This window comes from Paenibacillus ihbetae (assembly GCF_002741055.1).
Classification (GTDB): domain Bacteria; phylum Bacillota; class Bacilli; order Paenibacillales; family Paenibacillaceae; genus Paenibacillus_AQ; species Paenibacillus_AQ ihbetae.
The window spans coordinates 1611632-1638317 of the sequence record NZ_CP016809.1 but is presented as its reverse complement, the minus strand read 5'-3'; the positions used below and the strand labels follow the sequence as shown (position 1 = coordinate 1638317).

The 26686-nt window shown below is 52.6% G+C and carries 20 protein-coding genes, 1 tRNA gene and 1 other annotated feature; of the genes, 18 read left to right on the top strand and 3 right to left on the bottom strand.

Features of this window, described 5'->3' with window-relative positions:
* Positions 1–224: 224 nt before the first annotated feature.
* On the top strand, positions 225–1238 hold the full coding sequence (locus BBD41_RS07490) for a S66 family peptidase (RefSeq protein WP_099477146.1): 1014 nt from the start codon (positions 225–227) through the stop codon (positions 1236–1238).
* A 247-nt stretch (positions 1239–1485) separates the two neighbouring features.
* Complete coding sequence (locus BBD41_RS07485; RefSeq protein WP_099477145.1) at positions 1486–1929, top strand: hypothetical protein; 444 nt, start codon at positions 1486–1488, stop codon at positions 1927–1929.
* A 141-nt stretch (positions 1930–2070) separates the two neighbouring features.
* On the opposite strand, the gene BBD41_RS07480 is transcribed toward BBD41_RS07485, so the two are convergent.
* Positions 2071–3936, bottom strand: coding sequence for an arginine--tRNA ligase (locus BBD41_RS07480; protein WP_099477144.1), 1866 nt, complete (start codon positions 3934–3936; stop codon positions 2071–2073).
* Between the two features lie 65 nt (positions 3937–4001).
* Positions 4002–4228 (bottom strand) — a binding site (T-box leader).
* A 58-nt stretch (positions 4229–4286) separates the two neighbouring features.
* Positions 4287–4715: an EamA family transporter gene (locus tag BBD41_RS07475; protein ID WP_028407007.1), complete on the bottom strand. Its 429-nt coding sequence runs from the start codon at positions 4713–4715 to the stop codon at positions 4287–4289.
* A gap of 207 nt (positions 4716–4922) precedes the next feature.
* Between BBD41_RS07475 and BBD41_RS07470 the strand changes: the two genes are divergently transcribed.
* The gene (locus BBD41_RS07470) at positions 4923–7106 is read left to right on the top strand and encodes an S-layer homology domain-containing protein (RefSeq protein WP_099477143.1); all 2184 of its coding nucleotides are present in this window, start codon (positions 4923–4925) and stop codon (positions 7104–7106) included.
* 64 nt (positions 7107–7170) lie between these two features.
* On the opposite strand, the gene BBD41_RS07465 is transcribed toward BBD41_RS07470, so the two are convergent.
* Positions 7171–7244, bottom strand: a tRNA-Arg gene (locus BBD41_RS07465).
* Positions 7245–7604: 360 nt separating this feature from the next.
* Here BBD41_RS07465 and BBD41_RS07460 point away from each other — a divergent pair.
* The 15 genes from BBD41_RS07460 (at position 7605) to cobA (ending at position 26500) form a co-directional block, all read left to right on the top strand.
* Entirely contained in the window at positions 7605–8444 is an 840-nt protein-coding gene (locus tag BBD41_RS07460; RefSeq protein ID WP_077569246.1) for a hypothetical protein, read from the top strand.
* A gap of 145 nt (positions 8445–8589) precedes the next feature.
* Entirely contained in the window at positions 8590–9927 is a 1338-nt protein-coding gene (tig, locus tag BBD41_RS07455) for a trigger factor (protein ID WP_077569245.1), read from the top strand.
* A 272-nt stretch (positions 9928–10199) separates the two neighbouring features.
* On the top strand, positions 10200–10790 hold the full coding sequence (gene clpP / locus BBD41_RS07450) for an ATP-dependent Clp endopeptidase proteolytic subunit ClpP (protein ID WP_007130751.1): 591 nt from the start codon (positions 10200–10202) through the stop codon (positions 10788–10790).
* 14 nt (positions 10791–10804) lie between these two features.
* A complete protein-coding gene (clpX, locus tag BBD41_RS07445; RefSeq protein WP_007130750.1) occupies positions 10805–12073 on the top strand; it encodes an ATP-dependent protease ATP-binding subunit ClpX in 1269 nt (422 codons plus the stop codon).
* Positions 12074–12188: 115 nt separating this feature from the next.
* Positions 12189–13298, top strand: a complete 1110-nt coding sequence (gene ispG / locus BBD41_RS07440) for a flavodoxin-dependent (E)-4-hydroxy-3-methylbut-2-enyl-diphosphate synthase (protein WP_007130749.1) — start codon at positions 12189–12191, stop codon at positions 13296–13298.
* A 1110-nt stretch (positions 13299–14408) separates the two neighbouring features.
* Positions 14409–16118: an ATP-dependent protease LonB gene (gene lonB / locus BBD41_RS07430; RefSeq protein WP_418304249.1), complete on the top strand. Its 1710-nt coding sequence runs from the start codon at positions 14409–14411 to the stop codon at positions 16116–16118.
* A gap of 84 nt (positions 16119–16202) precedes the next feature.
* Complete coding sequence (lon, locus tag BBD41_RS07425) at positions 16203–18539, top strand: endopeptidase La (RefSeq protein ID WP_099477140.1); 2337 nt, start codon at positions 16203–16205, stop codon at positions 18537–18539.
* An 18-nt stretch (positions 18540–18557) separates the two neighbouring features.
* A complete protein-coding gene (yihA, locus tag BBD41_RS07420; protein WP_099477139.1) occupies positions 18558–19253 on the top strand; it encodes a ribosome biogenesis GTP-binding protein YihA/YsxC in 696 nt (231 codons plus the stop codon).
* 215 nt (positions 19254–19468) lie between these two features.
* Positions 19469–20059 carry a non-ribosomal peptide synthetase module gene (locus BBD41_RS07415; RefSeq protein ID WP_099477138.1) on the top strand — a complete coding sequence of 197 codons (591 nt, stop codon included), beginning with the start codon at positions 19469–19471 and terminating at the stop codon, positions 20057–20059.
* A gap of 307 nt (positions 20060–20366) precedes the next feature.
* A complete protein-coding gene (gene speD, locus BBD41_RS07410; RefSeq protein ID WP_007130744.1) occupies positions 20367–20765 on the top strand; it encodes an adenosylmethionine decarboxylase in 399 nt (132 codons plus the stop codon).
* Positions 20766–21067: 302 nt separating this feature from the next.
* A complete protein-coding gene (hemA, locus tag BBD41_RS07405; protein ID WP_099477137.1) occupies positions 21068–22471 on the top strand; it encodes a glutamyl-tRNA reductase in 1404 nt (467 codons plus the stop codon).
* Between the two features lie 18 nt (positions 22472–22489).
* Entirely contained in the window at positions 22490–23320 is an 831-nt protein-coding gene (ccsA, locus tag BBD41_RS07400; protein WP_077569238.1) for a cytochrome c biogenesis protein CcsA, read from the top strand.
* 3 nt (positions 23321–23323) lie between these two features.
* Positions 23324–23983, top strand: coding sequence for a precorrin-2 dehydrogenase/sirohydrochlorin ferrochelatase family protein (locus BBD41_RS07395; RefSeq protein WP_237087023.1), 660 nt, complete (start codon positions 23324–23326; stop codon positions 23981–23983).
* Between the two features lie 2 nt (positions 23984–23985).
* A complete protein-coding gene (hemC, locus tag BBD41_RS07390) occupies positions 23986–24939 on the top strand; it encodes a hydroxymethylbilane synthase (protein WP_099477136.1) in 954 nt (317 codons plus the stop codon).
* A gap of 4 nt (positions 24940–24943) precedes the next feature.
* Entirely contained in the window at positions 24944–26500 is a 1557-nt protein-coding gene (gene cobA / locus BBD41_RS07385) for a uroporphyrinogen-III C-methyltransferase (protein ID WP_077569236.1), read from the top strand.
* The last annotated feature ends 186 nt before the right edge of the window (positions 26501–26686 follow it).

Genomic DNA, 26686 nt, shown 5'->3' with positions numbered 1-26686 from the left:
GTTGACTTCGCAGTCGGCCTGAAAGGCCGCATCCCTTCTGGGACGTAAAATAACACCGCCTTAAGGGCGGTGTTTTTGCGTTGCACGACAGCCGAAAGGCTGTATCCCTTCCAAGCCCTTAAGATGGTAAGATAGTATATACACAGGCAAAAGGCATTCTGAAAACTGATCAACCACGAAACTTATAAGTATGAAGCGATACGTATGAGAGGAGAGGAAATCCAGTGATCCAATACCCGTTCTTGCAGGAAGGGGCGACCATCGGCATACCCGCTCCGTCATCCGGCGTAGAGACCGAATTGCATGGGTTATTGACGCAAGCGATCAACCGGATGGAGGCAAGGGGATTCCGTACGATTGCCGGAGATACCGTCTGGATGCAGGACAAGGCTAAATCCGCTCCTGCACGTATCCGGGCACAAGAGTTGAATGCGATGCTGCAGAATGAGAAGATCGATCTGATCATTCCTCCATGGGGCGGAGAGTTATTGATCGAAATCCTGGAGCATATCGAGCTTGACCAAGCAAGACCCAAGTGGATTCTCGGCTACTCGGACACGAGTGTGCTCCTTTTGGCGCTCACGTTAGTAAAAGGCATCGCCACAGCGCATGGCACCAATCTCATTGATCTGCGCGGGGAGCAAACCGATCCGATGACTTCGCTTTGGCAAACCGTGCTGTCAACGTCCAAGGGCGGGTCTGTCGTTCAGCAATCTTCCGAAACCTATCAGAAGGAATGGCAGCATGACAACCCGACTCCCTGGGTCTACCATTTGACGGAGCCGACGGAATGGAAATCCGTCACGGGCGCTCCTGCCCAAATGAAGGGACGGCTGCTCGGGGGCTGCATCGATGTCATCCGCCACCTGATCGGCACTCCCTACGGAGATGTGACGAGGTTCCGACAGCAATTCATCGGAGATGAGCCCATCCTGTGGTACTTCGAAAACTGCGAGCTATCTACGACCGATCTACGCCGCTCTCTTGTCCAGATGAAGCTTGCCGGCTGGTTCGCGGGCTGCTCCGGCATTCTGTTCGGCAGAAGCGCTGCAAATCGTCCCGTCGAGAATTACGAGGCGGAGGACGTATACCAAGACCTTGCCCGGGAGCTTGGCGTTCCCGTCGTGTATGATATCGACTGCGGGCATGTCCCGCCGCAGATGACATTGATCAATGGAGCATATGCCGAGGTGAATGTAAGGGACGGCAAAGGAATTGTCGTGCAGACGTTTCGATGAGGTCGTAGACAGCTTATAACCGCTTCGTTCAGTCTGTGCTGGGGGATCGGAGAAAGGCCGAAGCTTTTTGCGGGAGGAATCGGTTCATTTTTACGGAAAGCTGGGGTATTATGAAATAATCCTACAGCAAGTACATCAGCGGCCGGCGTAGCGTTTATATCTTACACAGCTTCCCGTCTCACATCCGTGCGAGTCTTATAATAGTAGGAACTTATTTTTGATCATCCTTGAGGAGGCCTTTATCAATATGCAGCTTACGAAAATATCGCAAAATTCCGCCATTCTATTGGAGCATGCCAAAAACTCAGGAATGTCATCCGCAGAGCTGTTGGATGCCGTCCGTTCACGGGAGGTGGAACGGTTCGGGAAGGCCCAAACCGGCCATTTCCATTACGATGAGTTGTTCTCCTATGCCCGGGAGCACGGGGAGGATCTGGAGAAGGCTGTACAGGAAGGCTACAGAATTACATTTAATACGCGGAACGGCTTGAAGATCTGGCTGGAGGAGGCGTTTGGCATCAGCTCGGAATCCGACTTTCGCGTAGGCGAAGGGATCATTGATCAGCTGCAGCTGACGGAGGAACAGCTGGACCGTTTGAAGGATGCGCTCGCCGTCAATTGGACCGTTCAAGAAGAACCCCTGACTGGTGGGAAGATCCAGGTCAAACTTACGGTTAGAGGGCTGCAATAGAAACAGGAAAAAAGCCGTCATCCATCGGGATGGCGGCTTTTTTGGGACTACTCCCCGGTCCTTTAGAGGCGAAAAGCCTAAGCGTTCATCAGGCAATATTCCTTGAATAAGGAGCGGCCCGGATGCCCTGGCATACGATTTTTACATCCGGCTTGGTGTAGGCAGCCCCAGGACGTCAAGCGCATCGCCCAGCGTCTCTTGAAACACCGAGGTCAGCCATACGCGGAATTGGAGGACCTCATCCTCCGCCTTCAGGATCGGGCACGCCGAGTAAAAATTGTTAAACCATGAGCACAGCTCGTAGGCGAAGTTACAGATCGCGCTCGGAGTCAGCTCGCGTCCGGCCGTGACGAGGGTGTCCTGCCAAGTACTGATGTGTCTCAGCAAGGCGTGCTCGGCTTTTTCCATCGCTGGAAAATGCGCAGGCCTAACTGGCTGTATACCGGATGCCTTCGCTTTATTCAGGACGCTCAAGGCGCGTGCATAGGAATAGAGCAGGTATACCCCCGTATTGCCGGATATTTCGGTTGCCTGCTTCAGATCAAATACGACCTCGGTCTGAAGTGCAAAGCGAAGCAGATAGTAACGGATGGAGGCGATCGCGATTTCGCGGCTGGACAGTCCGTTCTTATCCGAGCGGGTCTCCTCGATTACCTTTTCCACTTGCCCGATAAGCTCCGTAATTTTAATGCCGATCCCTTGACGCCCGGACATCGCGTAGGAGGCCTTCCCGTCACTTGTATCAATTCCGAGATCCGCCGCAGCCGACGGACTGAGGGAAACGACCCCGTAACTGACATGACGAAGCTTCTCCGCTTCCTTGACGAATCCCAGGCTTTCAAGCGCCTGCTTGACCATCGCCTGCGGATATTGCTGCCTGTAGTCGATAACGTTAATGACCATGGAGGCTTTGCCGAAGGGCTGCTGCTCGCCGTCAGCGCTTGTTGTCCATACATGCTCCGTAAATTTTTTGTAGGCAAAATCCTTGGCCAACACCCCGTATTTCCACAAGTGATACGCGATGTCCTTGGCCGTGTAGGTCAAAATGCCGTTGGAGCGGACCAGCACCTTATCCATGCTGTGCTCGGCCTCCGGATTTCCCGCAGCTTCTTCGCCGCCGGATTGCTTCAGCACCCAGCATCCCGCCAGCCTGCCCTCGGTTTCCTGCTGGAACAACGCCGTATTCTTCAGCAGCTCAAATGCATAATCCCAGAAGCCCTCTCTCACGATGCTACTCTCCCACACCAGCAGATCATACTCGATGCCGAACTGCTTCATTTCCTCCAGATGCTCTTTAACGATTCGCTCCGCCACGAGAAGTCCGATCCATGACAGGTTTTGGTGTCCTTCCTCCAGGGCGTGAAGCACTTCGGTTCGATGCTGCACGAGCGATGGATCCTGCATATACGCCCGATTGGTGGCAGAGTAAACATCCCAGCAATAATCCCCGAACCGGGCATGCGCTTGAGAGAGCGGAGTGTGAAGGAGGCCGACGACCGTATCAGCAAGCTGATTCCCCAAATCGTCGATGTAGTTATGGACTTCGACTTGATAACCGAGCCTTCTCATCAATCTGACCAGGGTGTCGCCGATACAAGAATTTCGCAGATGGCCGATGTGCGCCGATTTATTCGGGTTGATGGACGTGTGTTCAATGACGATTTTCTCATCCGGGGCCGTAGGCAGCTCGAAATGCTGTCCCGCCCACGCCTCCCAGCGGATGCGCAGATTCAAAAAGCCAGGTGCCGCGACCTCAACGGAAGCTATGAGTTCGAGAAATGAGGCGTTCTGCTGAAGCTCCTGCTGAATCAGCCCGGCAATTTCAATGGGTGCCTTGCGCAAAACTTTGGCAAGCTGCATGGCGACGTTGGTCGCATAATCTCCATGCTCCATGCTGGCTGGCTGCTCGATGCGGACCTGTATGGAATCCGGCAGCTTCGTGCCGAAGCTTTGGCACACCTTGTTTACGGCTTGTTCCAGGCTTGCAATGATAAAGTGACTTAACATAATGGTGAAATCCCCCTTTTAACAGTGACAACGATGTCTGAAAAAATAAAAAAAGCCCGCGTCTCCTAAGAGACGAGGACTTTTGCTCGCGGTACCACTCTTGTTGTCAAACCCTCAAATGAAGGTCGGACCCCTTTGCTACGATAACGGTGTAAACCGGGTCACCCTACTGTATGCTTTCGGATAACCGTCTCATGGGTCCGTTTCACCGACGGCTTCGTACCGGTTCCCACCTGTCCCGGCTCGCTTGGACTGAAGCGCGTGCAGCTACTCTCCCAATCACAGAACTTAAGTAATAATCGAGTTTTTCATATTATAACCAATCTGCTTCGAAAATCAAGACGATAATTTTATTTCACCGCTACCAGGAGCGCACCGACCGCAATCAGGGCAACGCCGGCCGCGTTAATCCATGATATTTTCTCGCCCAGAAAAACAAAGGCAAGAATGACCGCAATTACGACGCTCAATTTATCGATCGGTCCAACCTGCGAAACTTTGCCGTACTTCAGCGCCAGGAAGTAAAACAGCCAGGATAAGGCACCGGCAATCCCGCTGAGCACAATGAAGCTAAGCGCCTTTTTCTGCGTTAGAATATCGCCGAGCTGCGAGAATTTCCCCTGAACGGCTATAACCCCGAGCAAGAACAAAGCCATGATGACCGATCGAATCGCCGTTGCGGAATTCGCGTCGATGTTCTGCAGGCCGATCTTGCCGAAGATGGCCACGAGCGCAGCGGCTACGGCTGACAGCAGCGCGTATATGAGCCATAAAGGCATACGTATCCTCCTTTTTTATGTATATAGCTTGGCAAAACATTCGAATCCGACAGGATTCTTTTTTATATTATAGGGTAATCGGAAAAAAGCCATTATTTTTTCGCGAAAACCAGGAACATGAAATTCGGACATCCGAATACTGTGGTAGGAAATTCCTTCCTAAGTGGAGAAATGGTAATGCATCAAATGTGCTTGGAGGGATGATGCTTGAATCGTGATCAAGACATGAATCGTTGGGGTTGGACAGGGGATAAGGTTATTCGGAGGCTCGTGATCAGCGTCTTGATCCTAAGCCTGCTCGCCGTACCTGTATCAAGCGTTCTGGCAGATACATCCGGTCAACAATCGGATGCTCTCGCTTCGGATGCTGCGAGCCGGTCAGCCGTTTTTGATCAACGGATGCAGCAGGCATTGGAGAAGGCGGAAGCCGTGATACTGAACGAAACGGACTTTCCAATTGAAGGAGCCGTTGGTTTTGCCAAAAATCGTACGCCGCTTCCAAAAGGCTTTCGTGAAAAATTAGCCGACCGGATCATGGATGCTGGCGGTAAATTCAACTCACTCAGCGATCATGTTCGTATATCACTCGGCTATATGGCCGCTGGCGGCGATATAAACCGCATCGGAAGCATTGATCTGCATGCGCTTCTGATGAACCATGCGGGTCTTGAACGGGCCGGCGTTCCGGAACTGGCCGAAGCTTACCTGATGTCATGGTATTACCATCCGACGGCTCTTAACCGGCTGGAGTGGTACCCGGATCTGATCGTTTATCGTCTGCGGGAACGGCAAACGAAGGAAGGCGGGTGGTCGGCCCGCGATTCTGGTCCCGGCGATATTCGAACTACGGCGAAGGTGCTTACAGCGATAGGGAGTCCCGATGAGCCTTCATCCAAGCCTGCACTGGATTGGCTTCAAACCAAGCTTGAGGGCAGCCGGACATCCGACCTTGAGACGACCGCTGTTTCCGACGTGGTGATTGCACTATCCAGCATTGGACTTGATGCGGCGGCTTTTTCAGAGACCGGCGTGCAGCTGATGGATACGCTCCTTGGGAGACAGCTCCCTGGAGGGGCTTTCGCCGAGGTGGAGGACGGCAGTGCCAGCATGGAAGCGACCGTTCAAGCTTATTTGGCATTGACTGCTTACAAGCTGTATGCCGAGGCCGGAGATCGATTGTATGCAAGCTTGAACCATCCGATTCCCAATAAGACGCGTGTACATGTGGAAGGACCTGAAGGAACGATCGCGGAAGGGTGGATGGAGTTAGGGAGCAACGAAAATTTGGTGGAGGCAGCAGCTGCCTTTTTGAAGAAATCGGGTGTTGCATATACAACGCGCGTGAGTGAGCACGGTGCATTATTCACCTCGATCGGAGGCGTAACGAACGGCCGCTATGGCGGCTTGGACAAATGGGAAATCGCTGTACGCAGCATCGGGAACTGGTACATTTTGAAAGATGACCTGATCTATTATTCTGACCCGGAGGAGGTGCTCCTCTATTACTCGGATCAAACTGCGCTCGTCGATCATATCCAAATCGAATGGAAGTATGAGAATGGGCAGATTATAGGTGGAACACCTAGAGCCGATACTCCGTTCACATTGACATTGAAAAAGGCAACACGACAGTTCGGGCACATGGCCGTGTCGTCAGGCATCCAGGTTTCGCTTGGCGGCAAAACGGCCGTAACCGACAAGAACGGAAGGGTATCCTTTCCTGGACTGAAGCCCGGAGTCTATGAGCTTACCGTCTCTTCCTATCGACAGGGCCGAGCGCCGTTACTTGCGAAGCGGACGGTTCCTTTTCCCGTGTCATCCCCTGAACTGTCGAGTTTTACAGACGCCGGAAAGGTATCGAAGTGGGCCGCCTATGACGTGGCATCGGCACTATCGGAAGGCTGGATGCAGGGCGTCAGCCCGGGATCGCGTCCGCAGCTAGCACCGAAGCGAGCCATGACGCGGGCAGAGTTTGTCGTTATGCTGCTTCGTGTCCTGCGTGAGCCGGCGAACCCTCGTTCATCGCGTTCGTTCGCGGATGTTCCGGGCGGAAGATGGTATAGCGGCGAAATTTCCAGAGCGGTGAAGCTTGGTATTATCGGTGACAAGCTTCGGTACTTTGGACCCGGTGAGCTTGTAACCCGCGAAGAAGCGGCTGTAATGATGGCTAACGCCCTGGGGCTTCAACCGCTTGGAAGTCCGGAACGCGTGCCGTTCAAGGATACAGCGGGGTTACCGGAATCAAGCAAGAAGGCTATTCAGATTTTATATGAGCAGGAGATCATGAAGGGAGAGGGACGTTTGTTCCATCCCGAACAAACCCTGGTCCGGGAAGAAGCGGCCGCGGTGTTGAATCGTTTGGCGCAGCTGATGCCGTATCGAGAGATATAGCTTTACCTGGAGTTCTCATCCTCAAGGAACGCAAAAACACCGCCATTATGGCGGTGTTTTTTTACGTCCCAGAAGGGATTCGAACCCCTGACCGACGGCTTAGAAGGCCGTTGCTCTATCCAGCTGAGCTACTGGGACACATTTTTTTCAAGCAAAAAATATATTATCATATGGTCTGGAATAATTCAACTATATATTTTTGAAAATAGAAGATTTTTGATGGGGCCCGATTATGACTAGGCAATCCGGGGTTATATTGATAAAATACGGTTGCTCTTTCCTTGATCGGTTATCCCGATCTCTCTAAGAATAGAAAGAATCCACGGAATCCGCGCTTTTTTTAATCTTGGTGGTACATATGCTATAATCAACGAATATTAAAAACAGGACTAGAAAGGAGGTGTCCTTATCAAGGACTCTTACTCCCCCGAACAAGAGGATAAGAACATCATCCTGTTTCCGAAGACGCTGGATTACTATCAGATTCAGCTAACGGTTATGCTCGAGAATGAACGGTATGGCGAAGCGATGGAGGTGCTGCGGTTTCTGTTGCAATGCAGCGGACAGAATGAGCGAAACTATGAGGAATGGCGGGCCCTTCTGGAATGGCTGGAGGCTGCCTTCCCCGAGGCAGCTGTACCCCGCGAGGATCATGCCGATACCGAGGAGAACGACGATCCGGACGAAGCGGAAATGACCCGTCAGATGGTCAACGATAAGGCAGCTCAGGATGCAGGATATGCGGATAAGCTTCTCGCTTCGGTCATGAACGGACCTTTGACCGAGCAGACGATCCTTGCGCTTGAGCAGCTGGCCTATCTGGACCGTCCGGAAATCGATGCGGCTCTGGCGGACTGGCTCAGCGAGGCTCCGCTTCATCCGCTCCTTCAATTCCGCGTGCTGCAGACGCTGCGCAGACGGGGCATGGAAGGGAGCATAACCCTAAAGAGGGGACAGGAAGCTGTCGAAATCGAGATTGACTCGGTACCGCTTGACCCTTCGGAGTTCCCGCCTGCGATCACGAGAATATTGGAGCGCGTTGCCGATCAGACAGAGGTTCATGAGCCGACGTTGTTTTATTTCGCACAGGAATTATGGTCGCAGTTCATTATGGCCATTTACGGAACCATGGATTACGAGTCCATGCTCGACGAGGATGAGTCTACGCTCGATATTTGGGCGGCAGCATTGCACGACATCGTGTCGGAGAGTTTAAAAGGGTTCCGGAATGAGGACGAAATCCGGCCGTTGTACGGAATTACAGACACCATGCGTTTTCGCTATGAGGGAGCATACCGTTCTTTAAAGCAGTTTGTAGCTGCCGGAGCGGAGGAATAGGCAGAGATGGAAAACGTTTACGGTATCGCTCCATAAGGGTACGCCCTTGAAAAAGCATGTAATGTTGTTTATACTATAGTGGTTATTCGGTACGTGATAGATTATTGCGCCGACCACGTGAACTATTTTGGAGGGGAAAGCATAAATGAAAGCAACTTGGGAAAAAATAGAGAAGAACCTTGGCGTTCTTGACGTTGAGGTTGATGCGGATCGCGTTGCGGCCGCCCTCGACAAAGCTTTTAATAAAGTAGCGAAAAAAGTAAATGTACCTGGATTCCGTAAAGGTAAAGTGCCGCGCCCGATCTTTGAAGCTCGTTACGGCGTAGAGAGCTTGTATCAGGATGCAATTGACATTCTGCTCCCTGAAGTATACAGCGAAGCTGTTGAACAAGCGGATATTTTCCCTGTAGATCGTCCAGAAGTAGAAATCGAGCAGTTCGCTAAAGGCGAAACCTTCAAATTCAAAGCGAAAGTAACCGTGAAGCCGGAAGTTAAGCTTGGCGATTACAAAGGACTTGAAGTTGCTGCTGTAACGGCTGAGGTTTCGGATGAAGAGCTGAACCAAGAGCTTGAGCGCCTGCAACAGCGTCATGCTGAGCTGGCTGTCATCGATGAAGGTTCGGCTGAATCCGGCGACGTCGTCGTGATCGATTTCGACGGTTCCGTGGACGGCGTTCCTTTCGAAGGCGGACAAGCTGAGCGTTATTCCCTCGAGCTTGGAAGCAACACCTTCATCCCAGGCTTTGAAGATCAAGTGATCGGCATGGCTACGGGTGACTTCAAAGACGTGGAAGTGACATTCCCTGAAACTTACCACGCGGAAGAGCTGGCCGGCAAGCAAGCGGTCTTCAAAGTAAAAGTGCATGAAATCAAGCGCAAGCAGCTTCCTGAGCTGGACGACGAGTTCGCTAAAGACGTAAGCGAGTTCGATACGCTTGACGAGTATAAGGAAGATCTGAAGAAGCAGCTTTTGGCTCGCAAAGAGCAGGAAGCTCAAGGCGTCCGCGAGAACGAAGTTGTTGAAAAAGCGGCGGCTAACGCTGAAATCGAAATTCCGGAAGCGATGATTCAATCCGAAGTTCAGAACATGATGCGCGATTTCGACAACCGTCTTCGCCAGCAAGGCATGAACCTCGAAATGTTCCTCAGCTTCTCCGGCCAAACCAATGCGGATTTGGAAGGTCAGATGAAGGACGATGCCGAGAAGCGCGTTCGCAACAACCTTGTGCTTGAAGCGATTGCGAAAGAAGAGAAGCTTGAGGTTTCCGAAGAAGAAATCAACAAGGAACTGGATAACATGGCTGAAACGTACAAGCGTTCCGCCGAAGAAATCCGCAGCATCCTTGCTGCCAACGGTTCCCTTGACAGCCTTAGCGAAGAGCTGCTCCTCCGCAAGACGATTGACTTCTTGCTGGAGAACAGCGTAGAAGGCGCTCCGGTGGAGAATAAGGAAGAAACTGCAGAAACTGCGACTGAAGAATAATAACAACAGGCGGCTGCCGAAGCTGCCGTTACATGAGATAGGGCACGTACTTTATGCGTGCCTTATTTTTACCTAAGAATAGCCAATTTTCAACTAAATGTGACATGAATTGGTTATTTTTTCGACATACATAATGAGACAAGTTGGCTGGATATATTCCTAGCGAAGTTCATAGAATGTAATCAGGGTTAAAAAATGACATTGCGCTTTGAACATGTTAGAATAACTTTTGTAACGCATAAGTAAATTTTCAAGGAAATGAGGTTGGTCGCATGAGTCTTGTACCTATGGTGGTGGAGCAAACCAGTCGAGGCGAAAGATCCTACGATATCTACTCAAGATTACTGAAGGATCGCATTATATTCCTCAGCAATGCGATCGATGACGATGTAGCCAATCTCGTCATTGCCCAGCTGCTCTTCTTGGCTGCGGAAGATCCGGAGAAAGACATCTCTCTGTACATCAATTCTCCTGGCGGTTCGGTGACAGCCGGGATGGGTATATATGATACGATGCAGTTGATTAAGCCTGATGTGTCCACTATTTGCGTCGGCATGGCCGCCAGCATGGGCTCGCTGCTGCTCACCGCCGGAGCGCCCGGCAAACGGTATGCGCTTGAGAACAGCGAAGTGATGATCCATCAACCGCTTGGCGGAATTCAAGGTCAGGCATCCGATATTCAAATCCATGCAGATTGGATCATCAAGACCAGACAGAAACTTAACCAAATCTATGTGGAGCGCACGGGTCAGCCACTTGAAAAAATCGAACGCGATACAGACCGCGACTTTTTTATGAGCGCGGAGGAAGCGAAGGCGTACGGTATTATTGACGAAGTTCTGTCTTCACCGACCAAATCATAAGGGGTGGTTATAGCATGTTTAAATTTAACGACGACAAAGGGCAGCTGAAATGCTCCTTCTGCGGCAAATCGCAGGAGCAGGTTCGCAAGCTGGTTGCGGGGCCCGGTGTTTATATATGTGACGAGTGCATTGACTTGTGCTCGGAAATCGTAGAGGAAGAACTCGGTCATGAGGAAGAAGTGGATTTGAAGGATATTCCGAAGCCGCGCGAAATTCGGGATATTCTTGACCAGTACGTCATCGGTCAGGACCAAGCGAAGAAGTCCTTATCGGTTGCCGTATATAACCACTACAAACGAATTAATACGCAGAACAAGATTGATGACGTTGAATTGCAGAAGAGTAACATTTTGCTGCTGGGACCTACAGGTTCAGGTAAAACACTGCTTGCGCAAACGATGGCTAAAATCTTGAACGTTCCGTTTGCCATTGCCGACGCCACTTCGTTGACGGAAGCCGGTTACGTGGGTGAAGATGTCGAGAACATCCTGCTCAAGCTGATCCAGGCCGCCGACTATGACGTGGAGAAAGCGGAACGCGGCATTATCTATATTGATGAAATTGACAAGGTGGCCCGCAAATCCGAGAATCCGTCCATCACTCGTGACGTATCCGGCGAAGGGGTTCAGCAGGCGCTTCTGAAAATTCTGGAGGGAACGGTCGCTTCCGTTCCGCCGCAAGGTGGACGCAAGCACCCTCACCAGGAGTTTATTCAGATCGATACAACCAACATTCTGTTCATTTGCGGCGGCGCATTTGACGGGTTGGAGCAGTACATCAAACGCCGGATCGGCAAGAAGGTCATCGGCTTCAACGCTTCCGCTGAAGGCCAGAAAGATCTGAAGCCGGGCGAATATTTGACAATGGTGCTGCCTGAGGACCTGCTTAAGTTCGGTCTCATTCCGGAATTTGTCGGCCGTCTGCCGGTTGTTTCCACATTGGAACCGCTGGATGAAGCGACGCTGGTACGGATTCTGTCCGAGCCGAAGAATGCGCTCACCAAACAGTATCAGAAGCTGCTTGAGCTTGATAATGTCAATCTCAAGTTCGAGCGCGGCGCTCTCGAAGCCATTGCCCAAGAGGCAATCAAGCGCAATACCGGCGCGCGCGGACTGCGCTCCATCATTGAAGGCATCATGCTGGATGTTATGTATGAAGTGCCGTCCAGAGACGATATCAAGGATTGCGTCATCACCGAACAGGTCGTTCGTGACAGAGTGATCCCTGAGCTGATGCAAGGCAAGGGAACGGAAGATGACAAGAAACAGGAAGAAAGCGCCTGAGGCGTTCTAACGCAGCAGACGTGATATAAATTTACGCTGATCCTCTCCACTTCCAGTTATGGCCAAGAGCCTAGGCTGGAGTGGAGCTTTGGCGTTATACGGGAGAGATCGTACCATGTTTTTGAGACAAGACACACGGCCCGTTAAGGTGGGGAACCTCACCATAGGGGGAAATAACCAAGTCATTATTCAAAGCATGTGCACCACCAAAACAGCGGATGTCGAGGCGACCGTCGCGGAAATTTTGCGTCTGGAGGAAGCCGGATGCCAAATCGTCCGGGTAACGGTCAACAATGAGGAAGCCGCCGCTGCCATTAAGGAAATCAAGAAACGCATTCATATCCCGCTTGTTGCGGATATTCATTTCAACTATAAGCTTGCCCTTCTCGCTATAGAGAATGGCATCGATAAAGTCCGGATTAACCCGGGCAATATCGGAAAACGCGAAAAGGTCGAAGCGGTCGTAAAAGCGTGCAAGGAGAAAGGCATTCCGATCCGGATCGGCGTTAACGCCGGTTCGCTGGAGAACCATCTTCTTGAAAAATACGGCTATCCGACGCCGGAAGCGATGGTAGAGAGCGCCCTGTACCATATTGGCATTCTGGAGGAGCTCGATTTCCATGATATCATCGTATCCTTGAAGGCATCGGATGTTCCGATGGCTATTGCGGCATACACGAAAGCGGCCGAGGTGATTCCTTACCCGCTCCACCTGGGCATTACGGAAGCCGGTACGCTGTTCTCCGGAACGGTGAAAAGCGCGGCCGGGCTCGGTGCGCTTCTGTCGATGGGCATCGGCAACACGATGCGGATTTCGCTTAGCGCCGATCCGGTAGAGGAGATTAAGGTCGGACGCGAGCTTCTCAAAACGTTCGGATTGATTTCCGATATGGCCACGCTCGTATCCTGCCCGACCTGCGGACGTCTCGATATCGATTTGTTCTCCATTGCCAATGAGGTCGAGGAATATATCTCGAAACTGAGAGTGCCGATCAAGGTATCCGTTCTTGGCTGTGCCGTGAACGGTCCGGGTGAAGCGCGAGAGGCTGACATCGGAATTGCCGGCGCCCGCGGAGAGGGACTGCTGTTCCGTTACGGCGAAATGATTCGCAAGGTTCCGGAGGCCACGATGGTGGAGGAACTGAAGAAAGAGATCGACAACATTGTGAAGGTGTACGAGGAGACGGGTGAAATCCCTGGCCGCAAGCATAAGTCTACGGTGTGAGCATGATGGAGCCAATCATGCACGCATGGCCTTTGGCTGTCGGTAGCTTGCGATAGCTAGAAGCCATATACGGTAACTCTAAGCTTGTGCCGAAATTACGAGCACCAGGCATGCCTTGCCATCCGAGCGTCGACGCTGATCATCGTGCAGCAGTGATCATTACACCGCGCGCCGGGGGAGGCACGCGGTATGCCGGAACTCCATGTGCATCTTTGCTTGGTAAGTTAATAGCGTTTGCCCTAAGCGGCAGCCTCTGATTCAAGAGGCTGCCGCTTTTTGTTATTCTTCATCGGGATCGTTCTCGGATTCAGCCGAATTGCGTTGCGTGAACTCAGGCAGGCGTTGGCGTCCCCCCCTTCTGGTGCGTCACGAAGTCAATGCAAGTACTGGAAGAGCCTGAGAGCGTGCAAAGTGACCCAATTGCAGAAAACGAGCAAGCAAGTCCTCCAAAGGGACTTGAAGAGGGAAAGCGGGCTCGGAAGGAGCAAGCAAGTCCCCAAAAGGGAATTGCCCGCCAGGAAAGCTTCAACGGAGCAGGCGGAATTGTTCTGAAGAAGCGAAGCGTTCTCCTTTGTCCGCGGATTTCATCAATAGGAACATAGAATTCAAAGAAATCCGAGGACAACAGAGATCGTAAGGACAATCCGCATGCGGAGTGCTGATAAACTGACAACGGTCCTACTGGCTGTGAAGATGTCCCCAAAAGGGGCTTGTAGAGGAAAAATGGGCTCCAAAGCAGCAAGCAAGTCCCCAAAAGGGACTTGCCCGCCAGGAAAGCCCCAACGGAGAAGGCGGAATTGTTCAGAAGAAGCAAGCGTTCTCCTTTACCCTCGGATTTCCTGATAGGAATCCAGAAATTCAAAAAAATCCGAGGGCACACAGAGATCGTAAGAACCACCCGCATGCGAAGTGCTGATAAACTGACAACGGTCCTACTGCCTGTGAAGATATCCCTTTATGGAACTTGTCAAGCAGGCTGCCGCTTTACAAATTGTTCCCGCATTGGCGTTTTACCTGCAAACGAATCGGCAATACTACCAAGTATTAACGTTGGATCTTGACATAATGGAGAAACAGGAGGAATGACTTGTGAATCTGAGTATCGTGATTATGCTGGTGCAGCTGTTTTTTGCAGTCATCATCGGCATTTATTTTTGGAACTTATTGCGTGGGCAAAAGACCAGCAAGACCGCGGTGGACCGGGAATCGCGCAAGGAGCTCGATAAGCTGCGCAAGCTCCGGTCGGTATCGTTGACAAAGCCGCTCGCGGAGAAGACGAGACCTCAGACCATGGATGATATCGTCGGGCAAAAGGACGGACTGCGCGCCTTGAAAGCTGCGCTGTGCAGCGCCAATCCGCAGCACGTCATCATCTATGGCCCGCCGGGGGTGGGCAAGACGGCTGCAGCGCGCGTGGTGATGGAGGAAGCGAAGAAGAATCCGCAATCGCCGTTTAAATATGATGCAAAGTTTACGGAGATCGATGCGACCACCGCCCGCTTCGACGAGCGCGGAATCGCCGATCCGCTCATCGGGTCGGTGCATGATCCGATCTATCAGGGGGCCGGTGCCATGGGGGTAGCCGGCATTCCGCAGCCGAAGCCGGGGGCAGTGACGAAGGCGCACGGCGGCATTCTGTTCATCGATGAAATCGGCGAATTGCACCCGATTCAGATGAATAAGCTGTTAAAAGTGCTGGAGGACCGCAAGGTCCTGCTGGAAAGTGCATATTATAATTCAGAGGACGCCAATACGCCAGCCTATATTCACGATATTTTCCAAAACGGACTTCCTGCCGATTTCCGCCTGGTTGGCGCGACTACACGTTCGCCGGAAGAAGTGGCGCCGGCTCTTCGTTCACGCTGCATGGAGATCTTCTTCCGTCCGCTGCTGCCCGAGGAGATCGGAAAAATTGCGGAGGATGCGATTCAGAAGATCGGTCTCGGTGCAGCGCCGGAAGCGGTGGACGTCGTGAAGCAGTACTGCTCCAATGGACGCGAGGCCGTCAATATGATTCAACTCGCCGCAGGGCTGGCCTTAACGGAAAAAAGAGACTCGATCCGCGCCTCGGATGTAGAGTGGGTAGCGAGCAGCAGTCAGCTGCAGCCCCGCCCGGACCGCAAGGTGCCGGAGAAGCCGCAGATCGGCGTTGTCAACGGGCTGGCCGTATACGGTCCGAATATGGGGGCGCTGCTCGAGATAGAAGTGTCCGCGGTGCCGGTCGAGAAAGGACAGGGCACCTATAATATTACCGGTGTCGTCGATGAAGAAGAGCTTGGCGGGGGATCGCGCAAGCTGCGGCGCAAGAGCATGGCCAAGGGATCGATTGAGAACGTCCTGACCGTGCTGGAAGCGATGGGCTTCTCGCCGAAGGATTATAATCTCCATATCAATTTCCCGGGGGGAACCCCGATTGACGGCCCGTCCGCCGGGATTGCGATGGCAACGGCGATCGTATCGGCGATGAAGGGAATTGAGGTCGATAATAAAATTGCGATGACCGGTGAGATGAGCATTCACGGCAAAGTGAAGCCAATCGGCGGGGTGATTGCCAAAGTGGAGGCAGCGTTCCAGGCCGGGGCCACCCGTGTCATCATCCCGAAAGATAACTGGCAATCGTTATTCCAGGATCTGAGCGGAGGCCTGCGGGTCATTCCGGTCGAATCGGTCGATGAAGTATTCCGCCAAGTGTTCGGCGGCTCGCTGGCGGCGGAAATCGTGGAGCTTCCGAACACCGACATGTATCCGGCCTCCTCGGCATCGCTTCTTCAGGCCACGCCACCGCGCAATGGCAAAATGACCGATGCCGGAGGCGTGTAAGTTTCCCGTTGTTGGTTTTTTATACGCAGATTTGATAAAATAGGAATAGTGTCAACATTGAGAGCCATTGGAGGTGCGAAAGCGATGGGACCAAGTAAAACCAAAGGTCGTCGTTTTCCTTTATTGCCTTTAAGAGGACTCCTTGTCTACCCGAGTATGGTGCTCCATTTGGATGTAGGCCGGGAGAAATCCGTAAAGGCTTTAGAAAAGGCGATGGTTGAAGACAATTTGATTCTCCTGTGTTCTCAATCGGAAGTGAACATTGAAGAACCGACGCAAGAGGATATTTTTCGAATTGGAACCGTTGCGAATGTACGCCAGATGCTTAAGCTTCCAAACGGTACCATACGCGTGCTTGTGGAAGGTATGGAACGGGCGGAAATTATTCAATATACGGATCAAGCGGATTACTACGAGGTCATCGCGCGCGAGCTTCCGGAGGAAGAGAACAATGACCCTGAAGTATCCGCTTTGATGCGGACGGTGCTGTCACAGTTTGAGAATTATATCAATTTGTCCAAAAAAGTTACGCCCGAGACGCTCGCGGCCGTCTCCGATATCGATGAGCCGGGCCGTCTGGCGGATGTCATTACAAGCCACTTATCGTTGAAGATCAAGGATAAACAGGAGATTCTTGAGACGATCGACGTCCGCAAACGGCTGGAAAAGCTGCTGGATATTTTAAACAACGAGCGCGAAGTGCTGGAGCTGGAGCGAAAGATCAACCAGCGGGTTAAGAAGCAGATGGAGAAGACCCAGAAGGAATACTATCTGCGCGAGCAGATGAAGGCCATCCAGAAAGAGCTTGGCGATAAGGAAGGCCGTGCCGGCGAAGTCGAGGAGCTGCGCAGTCAGCTCCAGGAGCTTCAGCTTCCGGAACGCGTCCACGAGAAAGTCGAGAAGGAAATCGACCGCCTCGAGAAGATGCCGGCCAGCTCGGCAGAAGGCGGCGTCATCCGGAATTACGTCGATTGGCTGCTTGCATTGCCGTGGACGAACAAGACCGAAGACGATCTCGATATCGCAAAGGCCGAGCAGGTCTTGGATGAGGACCATTACGGGCTCGAGAAGCCGAAAGAACGCGTGCTGGAGTATTTGGCCGTGCAGAAGCTCGTGAAAAAGATGAAGGGACCGATTCTGTGCTTGGTCGGCCCGCCGGGGGTCGGCAAAACGTCGCTGGCCCGTTCCATCGCCCGCTCCCTGGAGCGCAAATTTGTCCGCATCTCCCTCGGCGGCGTGCGGGATGAAGCCGAAATTCGGGGACATCGCCGGACGTACGTGGGGGCTATGCCGGGACGAATCATTCAAGGCATGAAGACCGCAGGTTCTTTGAACCCGGTATTCTTGCTGGACGAAATCGATAAAATGGCTTCGGATTTCCGCGGCGACCCGTCATCGGCGCTGCTGGAGGTACTGGATCCGGAACAGAACAATACGTTCAGCGATCACTTTATCGAAATTCCGTTTGACTTATCCCAGGTCATGTTCGTGACGACAGCCAACGCTTTGCACAACATTCCTAGGCCGCTGCTGGATCGGATGGAGGTTCTCTATATTCCGGGCTATACGGAGATCGAGAAGCTTCAGATTGCGAACCGCTATTTGCTGCCGAAGCAGAAGAGCGAGCACGGACTCGAGCCGGAGCAGCTTCAGGTAGATGAAGCCGCGCTCCTGAAGGTGATCCGAGAATATACGCGGGAGTCCGGCGTTCGGAATCTGGAGCAGCAGGTGGCCGCGCTGTGCCGGAAGGCCGCGAAGCGGATCGTTACGAACGAATCCGACTCCATCGTGATCGTTGCGGACGATATTAAGGATTATCTTGGCATTCCGAAGTTCCGCTACGGGATGGCCGAGCTGGAGGACCAGGTCGGAACCGTCACTGGTCTTGCGTGGACCGAGGTTGGCGGCGAGACGCTGACCATTGAAGTTACCGTCGTTCCGGGCACCGGGAAGCTGACGCTAACGGGCAAGCTGGGCGACGTAATGAAGGAGTCGGCTCAGGCTGCGTTCAGCTTTACCCGATCGAAGGCGGCAGAGCTCGGCATCGATCCGGATTTCCACGAGAAGCTGGATGTCCATATCCATATTCCCGAAGGAGCCATTCCGAAGGATGGACCGTCTGCAGGCATCACGATTGCTACGGCCCTTATTTCTTCCTTAACGAAGCGCCATGTCGCCCGTGACGTGGCGATGACCGGCGAGATTACACTCCGCGGACGCGTCCTGCCGATCGGGGGGCTTAAGGAGAAGTCCTTGGCCGCACATCGGGCCGGCTACAAAAAAATACTGCTCCCGAAAGATAACGAGAGGGATTTGCGCGACATTCCGGATAGTGTGAAGAATGACGTCGAATTCGTGCCGGTATCCCACATGGACCAAGTTCTCGAGCATGCGCTCGTAGAGCAAGCGGGAGTGCATTAGAGAGGAAGCTTTAAAATCATGAAAGTAACAAAAGCCGAATTCGTCATCAGTGCGGTCGGTCCTGCTCAATATCCTGAAGACGCCTTGCCGGAAATTGCTCTGGCAGGGCGTTCCAATGTGGGCAAGTCCTCACTGATCAACCGTATGATATCAAGAAAGAACTTAGCCCGTACAAGCGCAACGCCGGGCAAAACGCAGCAGCTCAACTATTACCGGGTCAACGAGGATTTGTATTTGGTCGACTTTCCGGGATACGGTTACGCCAAGGTATCCAAAAGCCAGCGCGCGGCGTTCGGCGAGATGGTCGAGAAATATTTGCTCAGCCGGGATGAGCTGAAGCTCGTTCTGCTGGTGGTCGATATGCGCCACCCGCCTACAAAGGACGACGTCAGCATGTACGAGTGGCTGCAGCATTACGACAGACCGGTGTGCGTCGTCGCGACCAAAGCGGACAAAATTCCGAAGACGCGCAGACAGAAGCATGTCAAGATTGTCAAGGAAACGCTTGGGTTTCAGCCTTATCATTCATTCGTCATGTTCTCTTCGGAGCTCGGTCTTGGCAAAGAGGAGCTATGGGAAATTATCGAATCACATATTGGATACCGTGAAGAAAATAGCGAAGAGGACAACCGTGATGTCCGGGATGCAGCCGCGGAAGACGGCGGAGCGAACTACAGCGATTTCCGGAATGCAGCCAAGGAAGACGGCGAATAAGCCTCATCGAGTGGAAATACCCGATTTTTTGAGGGTAATAAAGGGAATCGGTGTATTCTTCACAGGAAAGTGAGCATGTTGAGGGAAATCTCAGTCTGAATCCGGCTAAAACCGTTTTTTTATGAAATATGATGAATAATCTCGTTCGGACGACAGGAAAGACCGCTGGGATGTGCAGTATAATGGGAGTAAGTTAAAAGAATTGAGGGATTTTTATGGCTCAGCGGTTAGCCACAGAATATGTTAATGCCACAATGCAAATGACGGATGTTCAAATGGATCGATTTCTGCAGGGGACCCACGCTTTCCGGGTTAGCAGCCGGGTGAAAGTGATGGACGGCGGAGAGCATGAGTTCGTGCTTGAAGATGAAAGCGGGGAAGAAGTTCATTTGCCCTTTGAACGCAAGAATGGCCTGTACGTCTGTGAGCTGTCGTGCCGATTGGTAACTCCCCATTTGGCCGATGCCGTGCGCAAGCTGTTTACGGCTTTTAAGGGATCGGGGAAGGTCAATCGGATCTATCGCGGCTTTACAATGAGCTATGATTACCATGTCGGAACGGTTCACCGAATCACCCAGATGACCGGGAACGAGAGTATCGTCATATACGAGTACAAGAATACGGCCGGAGAGCTGCAGCGCTTATTTAACAGCAAGGAAGCGGAGAAAGAGATCGAATCCATTCAGCAGAACATTAACCTTCTTCTGGACCAGCGGATCGCGGCAGGCAATGACATGTTGAGGATCCAATCGATCGATGAACAGCTCCGGAGCTACAATCAGCGGCTATTCGTTCTCGAAGCATAAGGACTACGTAAGGCTGCCCTTAAATGGGCGGCTTTTTTATATGCTAAGGGGAGTAATCTTAGTCACAGCTTCGGAATTTGGCACATATATTGAGCTGTAAAATTATTTATGGAGTTATTTTTGAAAAAGGTGTTGCATTTCGCTGTCATAGATGTTATTTTTAATCTCGTTGAAAAGAATATAGGAACCAGGATTCACTCAGGACATGTAATGTTGCGAGAGATTATTCCCTCGGGAAGTGAATGACGTAGGTCCTAGCGGATGAAATTTTCAAACATTTTATTCCTAGGAAGGGGGAAACCGGAAGATGGAATACTCAACTTTCGGAAGACACGTTGCTGTTGATACTTGGGGAGTCGATTTTGAACTATTGAACAGTGCAGAATTTTTACAAGCTCAGATGGTCGAAGCCGCTGAAGCATGTGGAGCAACGGTATTGTCCGTCCAATCCAAGCAGTTCGAGCCACAAGGTGCCACGGTGCTTGTATTGCTGTCGGAAAGCCATCTCTCGATTCACACATACCCTGAGAGAGGTTTTGCTGCGATTGACTGTTACACCTGCGGGGAGACGGTAGATCCGCAATTGGCTATTGACTACCTGGTATCCGTACTGAAACCTGAAAAATGCTATGCTAAGAAACTCGTGCGCGGACTAGGAGAAATGAAGGTCGAGACGCCCGAGATGAAACTGGCCGAACTGGTTTAACAGGCCAACTACAAATTGTGAATACCTATAACCATGGAGTCCTCCATGGTTATTTATTTTGAGACGACCTTTTCAAGGAAAATCATACGTATATCTCCAGTGCTCAATATCCACAATAGTAAGGTGTCGGTAATTAGGAAATGATGGAGCTCCATGAACAGAATATAACGAAACATGGGGATTTCATAAACATTTCATAAAATAGACAAGGGGATTTGGCTGACTGTGATATAATGAACAAGGTCAGGGCAGACCGCTTGATCGCGGTCATACTATCGGAGAAATAGGCAGGTGAACATGCAATGCACATCGTCGTTGTTGGGTTGAATTATCGCACGGCGCCCGTGGAGGTCAGGGAACGCTTTACGTTTTCGGAAGCTGAATTGCCGGAGGCGCTGCGGGAGCTGAAATCAACCAAGAGCGTATTGGAGGGCGTCATTGTCGCTACCTGCAACCGTACTGAGATTTATGTTGTGGTAGATCGCCTTCATATGTGCGGCTACTTTATCCGCAGTTTTATGGAGCAGTGGTTCGGCATTAACCGAGAGGAATTTACACAGCATCTCTATATATATGAAGATGAACAGGCTATTTCCCATCTGTTCAAGGTAACCTGCGGCCTGGATTCCATGGTGATCGGAGAGACGCAGATCCTGGGACAGGTTCGCAATGCCTTTTTAACATCCCAGCAGCATCATGCTACTGGAACCTGGTTTAATATGCTGTTCAAGCAGGCCGTAACGCTCGGAAAACGCGCGCACTCGGAAACCTCGATCGGCGAGAGCGCCGTGTCGGTCAGCTATGCAGCGGTAGAGCTTGGCAAACGGATTTTCGGCACGTTCAACGACAAGAAGGTTATGATTCTCGGGGCAGGCAAGATGAGCGAGCTTACCGTCAAGCATCTTTATGCCAACGGCGCCGCCGAGGTAATCGTGGCTAACCGGACGCTGGGCCGCGCCCAGGAGCTTGCGAGCAAGTTCAAGGGCACGCCTTGCACGATGGAGGAAGGCATGGGGCTTCTTTATGACGTAGACATCATTATCAGCTCCACGGGTTCGAACGAATACGTGCTGAATGCCGACCGGGTAAGGGAGAGCATGAAGAAGCGCCAGTCCCGCCCGCTGTTCATGATTGATATCGCCGTTCCGCGGGATATCGATCCGGCTGTCGGCGAGCTGTCGAATGTATTTTTGTACGACATCGATGATCTGGAAGGTATCGTTGAGACGAATATGGAAATGCGCCGAGTCGAGGCGGCCAAGATCGAGGTAATGATTCAGGCGGAGATGGAAGCCTTTCACACTTGGCTGAAGACGCTTGGGGTCAGACCGGCGATTCGCGCTCTGCAGGAGAAATCCAATACCATCCATGAAGAAACGCTTGAAAGCTTATTCAATAAGCTTCCGGAATTGGACGAACGTCAGCGTAAGGTTATTCGCCGATTGACGAAGAGCATCGTGAACCAGATGATGCATGACCCGATCAATCGGATTAAAGAAATGACCGGCGGTAAGCACGGCGGTGAAGCGCTCGACTATTTCACTCAAATTTTCGCGCTGGAAAGCCTGATTCATGAAAAAGAGCAGGGGACCCGCAGCCACACCAAGGACCAAGCAGCTACCAAAGCTGAAGCGATATCGAGCGCTGCCGAACGGCAGGCAGAGGAGAAGCCCATAAAGGTATCTCTTGCCCCAGCCACCCTATGAGGCGGGTGAATTCATTCCATGCTGCTAAACCTTATTTATAATACCGGCATTTGTATCTATGCCCTGAGCCTTCTGTTTTTTATCTCGGATTGCGTATCGCGCAATTCGGTGGCGAAGCGGATAGGCACAGGGCTTCTTGGCATAACGGCGCTGTTTCAGCTGGGGGGCATCGGGATCAGGGCAATGGAGGGCGGGCATTTTCATCTCCCCGTGTTTACGTTGTTCGATTTCTTGCTTCTCCTCGCATTCTGTATCACGATTACATCGATGGCACTGACGTATTTGAAGCGTTCCGAGTATGCGGTGCTGCTGATCAACCTGGTCGGCTTCTGCGTCATGCTGGTCAACCAGCTTTGGTTCAAGGCCGGGGATAACGCCCTGTACAGCTGGGAGACCGAGCATCGGCTCCTGCTGATCCACATCGCGCTGGCGAGCGTAAGCTTTGCCGCACTGACGGTAGGGGCTGTTTTTGCCGCAATCTATATGTTTCTGCACCGAAAGCTTAAGCACAAACACTGGAATGATACGGTACGAAGATTGCCCAGCTTGGAGAAGCTGGATATTTACGCTTATAAGGCATTGATGACGGGAACGGCGATTTTGGTCCTGTCCTTGATCGTGGCGATTATGTCGGTTGCCATGGCAGGGCGATGGCAGCTGCTCCTGGATATCAAAGTGCTGTCTACGCTCATTGCGCTCAGCATGTATATTGTTTATTTCCTGAAACGCAGCCTGCTGAAACGCTCCGGGATGGAGGCAGCGGTTTGGGCGCTGATCGGGTACGGATTCATTATATTGAACTTTTATCTGAATACGTGGTCCGGATTTCACAGCTGGTCAGGAGTGTGACGGATGATGAGTGATTCGATGTACGTGCCCGTAATGCTGAAATGCAACGGGCGTTTATGCTTGCTGGTCGGCGGAGGCGCCGTGGCCGAACGGAAGGCTGCGGCGCTGCTGGATGCCGGAGCAAGCGTACATATCGTAAGCCCCCAATTAAAGAGCGGACAGCTTCGCAGGCTGGCTGATGAAGGGGCAGTCCGATGGACAAGCCGGGCCTATGAGCCGGGAGACTTGCAAGGGGCTTTCCTGGTGTACGCCGCAACGGACGATGATGCGCTGAATAAAACGATCGCGCTGGAGGCCGACCGGCTTGGAATATGGGTGAACGTCGCCAGCGACGGAAAAGCGGGCTCCTTTATCAGCCCGGCGGTCATGCGACGGGGAAGATTGACCTTGGCGGTAGCTACATCAGGGGCAGGGCCTGCTGCGGCTGTGCGGATTCGTCAGCAGCTCGAAGAGCAGTTCGGCCGGGAATACGAGGAATATCTCGATATTTTATACAGCATGCGTTCGGCGATTAAGGCACAAGCGGCATCCGCTGAGACGCGCAAACGGCTGTTGGACCGGTTATACCGATTGGATATTCTCGGCGATATTCGCCGCGGAGGTTACGAGTCCTGGAATACGGAAAAAATCAAGCTATGGATTGAGAACAATCAGGAGGAATGAATATGCGCACGATCGTGGTTGGCAGCAGGCAGAGTGCTCTTGCACTTACACAAACAGGACAAGTTATCGATGATTTGAAGCGGCTAGCAAAGGAGCATGGCTTAGAGTACGAGTTTACCGTCAAGAAAATCGTCACGAAAGGCGATCGCATTGTCGACGTTACCCTGTCCAAAGTAGGCGGGAAAGGGCTGTTCGTGAAGGAAATCGAGCAGGCCATGCTGGACGGAGAAATCGATATGGCTGTGCACAGCATGAAGGATATGCCGTCCGTTCTTCCCGAAGGCCTCGTATCCGGTGCCGTTCCTAAGCGGAAGGATCCCCGCGACTGCCTCATTTCCATGGAGGGCTCGACATTGGATGATCTTCCGCAGGGGGCGAAGGTGGGAACCAGCAGTCTGCGCCGCTCCAGCCAGCTGAAGGCGTACCGGCCGGATCTCAAGATTGACTGGATCCGCGGCAATATCGACTCCCGGATCCGGAAGCTGGAGAGCGGAGAATTCCAGGCTATCATCCTGGCAACGGCAGGCCTTCAGCGCATGGGCTGGGAGGATCGGATTACGTCCTATCTGCCGGTCGACATCAGCTTGCCGGCCGTGGGACAAGGCGCGCTCGGAATCGAATGCCGCGAGAACGATCCGGAGCTTCTGCATTTGCTGTCCCTTTACAATGATGAGGTGACCGCCCGGACCGTATCGGCAGAACGCAAGTTCCTGAGCGAGCTGAACGGGGGCTGCCAAGTGCCGATCGGAGCGTATGCTGTCATCAAGGAGGATTCGGGAGATTCCCGCGGAGCCCAAAACATTATACAATTAACAGGTATGGTAGGTTCTCCGGACGGGGAAATCATCCTGAAAGAAACCGCGGAGGGAACCGATCCTGAATCGCTCGGAATCGAAGTGGCCGAGAAGCTGAAAGCTAAGGGAGCAGAGAAGATTCTGGCACAAGTTAGGGGATGAGGGGATGGCTGGGAAGGTTTATCTCGTAGGAGCGGGTCCAGGCGACGCGCGCCTGATTACAATTAAAGGCAAGGAATGCATAGAGAAGGCCGATGCCATTGTTTACGACCGGCTTGCAAGTCCAAGGCTGTTAAAGTGGGCAAAGCCGGGCGTTGAGAAGGTGTATGTCGGCAAGCTGCCCGACCGGCATACGATGAAGCAGGAGGAGATCAACCAGCTGCTCGTTGATCTGGCGCTGGAGGGCAAGGTTGTCGTTCGATTGAAAGGCGGCGATCCGACGATATTCGGCAGAGTCGGGGAGGAAGCGGAGCTGCTGAGGCAAAACGGCATTTCATATGAAATCGTGCCGGGAATCACGTCGGCCATCAGTGTGCCGGCCTATGCGGGCATACCGGTCACGCATCGCGAGCATGCCTCTTCCTTGTCCATCGTGACAGGCCATGAGAGCCCGGAGAAGCTGGATCGGATGATTCAGTGGGATAAAGTGACCCATGCAACCGGGACCTTGATCTTCATGATGGGCGTAGCCAAGATCGGTTACATCAGCCGTCAATTGATCAAGCATGGCCGGCCTCCGGCAACCCCGGTAGCTCTTGTAAGATGGGGAACCCGCGCCGAGCAGGATACGCTGACCGGCACGCTCGCGGACATTGAGGAGAAGGTCATGGCGGCCGACTTCCAGCCGCCAGCCGTTATTGTCGTCGGGGATGTTGTCCTGCAGCGGGAGCGGCTGAAGTGGGCCGAGAAGCTCCCCTTGTTCGGCAAGCGAATTCTCGTTACGAGAACCCGGAGCCAGGCCAGCTCGCTCGTATCGAAAATCGAGGACCTTGGCGGGGAGCCTTATGAATTTCCGGTCATCGAAACGGTTGCTCCGACATCGGAAGAGGCTGTTGCCGGCCTGCGGTCGGCACTGGACAAGCTTTCGACCTTCGATTGGGTCTTCTTCACGAGCACCAACGGGGTTGAATTCTTCTTCCGTCATCTGAAAGAACACGGGCGGGACATCCGCTCGCTAGCCGGTGCCCGGATCGTTGCAGTCGGCCCGGCAACGGCCGAAGCGCTTCGACAATACGGCATAGTGCCGGAGGTGCTGAAGGAGCGGTTTCAGGCCGAAGGCTTGATCGACGCTTATGGTCCCGAGCTGGCCGCCGGGCAGAATGTGCTGCTTCCCCGGGGGAATCTGGGCCGTTCGTGGCTGCCGGAGAAGCTGACCGAAATGGGGCTGTCCGTTACGGAAGCAACGCTGTATGAGAACGTATTGTGCGGGGAGGATGACGAGGAGCTGATGAAGCTGCTTGCCGAGGGCGGAATTCATGCCGTTACGTTTACGAGCTCCTCAACCGTAACGAATCTGCTGAAGGTGCTGGAGCGGATGGGGGCCGACAACCCTGCTGAGCTGCTGAAAGGCTCCGCCATCGCTTGCATCGGTCCGCTCACGGCCCAAACGGCGGCCGAGGCCGGATTGGACGTTACGATCATGGCGGAGGAGGCAACCATCGACAGCCTGGTGGAGGCCCTCTGCAGCTGGAATCAGCAGGAAGACGATCCCCGCAGACGATAGGGCTATCATTATTCGTATAATTTCTATATATTGCTTGTCATCCCGCTTGTAGTCTCCTAAAATTGCGAGTTCAAAAAGTCGGGTTTTCAGCACCGAGAAGGTTGGATGAAACTAGGGAGTGAGGAGCGGAGCATACGTTATCGGTACGTGAGCACCGGAAGGACCGGTTGAATTCAAGATTCGATG

Coding starts and splice junctions, on each gene's coding strand:
- lonB (WP_418304249.1), top strand. CDS start 14,409: ATGCTGGTGCAGCTGTTTTTTGCAGTCATCATCGGCATTTATTTTTGG.
- lon (WP_099477140.1), top strand. CDS start 16,203: ATGGGACCAAGTAAAACCAAAGGTCGTCGTTTTCCTTTATTGCCTTTA.
- cobA (WP_077569236.1), top strand. CDS start 24,944: ATGGCTGGGAAGGTTTATCTCGTAGGAGCGGGTCCAGGCGACGCGCGC.
- BBD41_RS07460 (WP_077569246.1), top strand. CDS start 7,605: ATGCTCGAGAATGAACGGTATGGCGAAGCGATGGAGGTGCTGCGGTTT.
- BBD41_RS07475 (WP_028407007.1), bottom strand. CDS start 4,715: ATGCCTTTATGGCTCATATACGCGCTGCTGTCAGCCGTAGCCGCTGCG.
- ispG (WP_007130749.1), top strand. CDS start 12,189: ATGTTTTTGAGACAAGACACACGGCCCGTTAAGGTGGGGAACCTCACC.
- clpX (WP_007130750.1), top strand. CDS start 10,805: ATGTTTAAATTTAACGACGACAAAGGGCAGCTGAAATGCTCCTTCTGC.
- hemA (WP_099477137.1), top strand. CDS start 21,068: ATGCACATCGTCGTTGTTGGGTTGAATTATCGCACGGCGCCCGTGGAG.
- yihA (WP_099477139.1), top strand. CDS start 18,558: ATGAAAGTAACAAAAGCCGAATTCGTCATCAGTGCGGTCGGTCCTGCT.
- BBD41_RS07480 (WP_099477144.1), bottom strand. CDS start 3,936: ATGTTAAGTCACTTTATCATTGCAAGCCTGGAACAAGCCGTAAACAAG.
- hemC (WP_099477136.1), top strand. CDS start 23,986: ATGCGCACGATCGTGGTTGGCAGCAGGCAGAGTGCTCTTGCACTTACA.
- clpP (WP_007130751.1), top strand. CDS start 10,200: ATGAGTCTTGTACCTATGGTGGTGGAGCAAACCAGTCGAGGCGAAAGA.
- BBD41_RS07415 (WP_099477138.1), top strand. CDS start 19,469: ATGGCTCAGCGGTTAGCCACAGAATATGTTAATGCCACAATGCAAATG.
- speD (WP_007130744.1), top strand. CDS start 20,367: ATGGAATACTCAACTTTCGGAAGACACGTTGCTGTTGATACTTGGGGA.
- BBD41_RS07485 (WP_099477145.1), top strand. CDS start 1,486: ATGCAGCTTACGAAAATATCGCAAAATTCCGCCATTCTATTGGAGCAT.
- BBD41_RS07395 (WP_237087023.1), top strand. CDS start 23,324: ATGATGAGTGATTCGATGTACGTGCCCGTAATGCTGAAATGCAACGGG.
- ccsA (WP_077569238.1), top strand. CDS start 22,490: ATGCTGCTAAACCTTATTTATAATACCGGCATTTGTATCTATGCCCTG.
- tig (WP_077569245.1), top strand. CDS start 8,590: ATGAAAGCAACTTGGGAAAAAATAGAGAAGAACCTTGGCGTTCTTGAC.